Source organism: Paenibacillus planticolens, from assembly GCF_013141725.1.
Lineage (GTDB): Bacteria > Bacillota > Bacilli > Paenibacillales > NBRC-103111 > Paenibacillus_E > Paenibacillus_E planticolens.
In genome coordinates, this window is the sequence record NZ_WHNZ01000033.1 from 1 (window position 1) to 2,186 (window position 2,186).

General features: G+C 50.8%; 1 protein-coding gene. It reads right to left on the minus strand.

Annotated elements, in window-relative coordinates:
* Positions 1-237: 237 nt before the first annotated feature.
* A complete protein-coding gene (locus GC097_RS16110) occupies positions 238-1,800 on the minus strand; it encodes an S-layer homology domain-containing protein (protein ID WP_171684328.1) in 1,563 nt (520 codons plus the stop codon).
* Positions 1,801-2,186 lie beyond the last annotated feature (386 nt).

Below are 2,186 nucleotides of genomic sequence, written 5' to 3' on the forward strand. Positions count from 1 at the left end.
CCATAACCTAAGCCCATGTTTACTCATTCCCCTCAAGTGAATTTTCATTACGGTATAATCGTACATGGTAATTGATTGGACATAAGTCAGGGCTTGCTGGAAGGAAAAAATAGGTAATGTTACACTGGGGGAGGCACCAAACTCGGTTATGTAATAAAGGTCGCCGATGTTCTCGGCAAACCTCAACAGGCAAAAAAACTTCAAGCGCAAATCGTGTGAAACATTTGCCGCTTATGCTCAATTTTCTCTGAACAGCCAGAAACTGTCCCCGGAATCGGTATTCATAATCAAGCTGTCGGTCGCTGTTCGGGACATTGAGTTGTAAGCCCAGAACCGGTTAGCGCTTCCTGGAGCAAAAAACGAACGAGTCGACTCTGGAATCGTCAACAGACCGCTTCGCGCTGCAGCCTCGGGACGAATCCGATTTAACGTAAAGAACCCGTTGCCGCGGGCATGGCCGGGAGCATTATAAAATTGCAGCATATCTAACGGCTTATCATGAACCTTCATCGTCACTTCCTTAAAGATCACATAAAGCCCATCCGGCCCCCGTTTCAACCACGGCTCTCTGTCACCAAGCAGGAAATCTGCGTATAGACTTCGCGGCGCCCCTTCTTCCGCCGGAGGCACATCCACTATGATCATCCGGTGCATCGTCAGCACCGCCAGATCCCCTGCAGCGACAGGCTTATCGACAACATTAGCGAAGCTCGTATACGGAATCAGCTCATCATCAAAAGTTACATGAATATAACGATTCTCATAATACAGCTTGACATCATTTGTGGACATCTGCTTCGGGTGCTCCGGTCCGAGATACATCGAGTCCCCTCGTTGAAGGCCTTCGAGCACCGCCTCCCGAATCGTCATGTTCAGATCACGCAGCTTTACAAATCTCGTCGGCTTCGTCTCATCATGAAAATTATAATAAATCCCTGTATCCGACAGCTTCGCCAGCGGCTCCAGACCGTCAAAATCCATCTTGCTGCTCAAACCGATCCCGATCAACTTGATATACTTCGGGATGGCTCTCCCCTCCTCACTATTGGGTACCTTCAAGTAATGGTAGGGCGTCAAGCTTGTCGCATTCGTTCCCGTCAAGCCTACCTCGCGCAATTCATTCAGCCCAAGATAGTCCTCCGCGCGGGTGCCTTCCACCCGCTCATACCGCAGCAGAATCGCAGCCAACTCCGCTCGGCTGGCCGTCTCGTTTGGACGCAAGCTTCCATCCTCGAATCCGTTAACCAGCCCTGCCCCTCTGGCGACTGCCAAATAAGGAATCTGCTCCGGCGTGAAGCCGCCCCGGTAGCTTTCCGGTGAAGGCAGCAGCGTATGGGCAGTGTCGACGAGCGCTTGCCGGAAACCGGCGTCTGCCTGCGCCAGCCCAGTAGTCATCCATTTCATAAGCTCGAACCGTGTGACCGGAAGGTCCGGCTGGAAGCCTTGGGCGTAATCTGCCGGGGAGAGCAAGCCAAGCCGAGTCAGCTTGTCCACCTCAGCGAGGCTCCAGTGGCTATCTATATCGGCAATGGAAGTGCCAGGTTGGCTCGTCTCCGTCAACCGCGTGACACGGCTGAGCATACTAGCCGCCTCAGCGCGCGTTACAGCATGATCAGGACGGAAGGTTCCGTCAGCGTAGCCTTGCACCAGTTTCTGTGTCACAGCCGTCTGAACAACCTCTTCCGACCAGTGTCCTTTTAAATCTGTAAAGTCGCTGGCTTGTGCTGAGGCTGGCTGGATCAGAATGGAAATACCCAGCAGCAGCACAAGATTGAGCGTCCATGTTTGTAGCTTATTCATTTTTCCTACTCCCTTCCATCTTCACGACAAACACTATTCTACCAAAGATTGGAGTACTTTTTCATCTTTAGGTTAAACTCGTATTAAAACCTCGCATTATAGCTCCAACCTTGCTGATAGATTCTTGTGTTATTCTTGCAGATCACTTGGGAGTGTAATTTCCATTTACGTACACGTGTAGCTGCCTCTAGGAAGTGTAAACTCTTGTTGTGTCGTCGTGTCATTGAAAAGAGTTATATCATTTGCCTGAGGAGCATAAGCAAGTATATTACCATCTGCAGATGTGTGTAGTAAATCAACCGGATACGGTATCTTTGCGACCGGCCCATCTCGTTCGCTTCATCAGCTCCGGAAACGCAACAGCTAGCAGCACCAACAAGACCCCA

Coding starts and splice junctions, on each gene's coding strand:
- GC097_RS16110 (WP_171684328.1), bottom strand. CDS start 1,800: ATGAATAAGCTACAAACATGGACGCTCAATCTTGTGCTGCTGCTGGGT.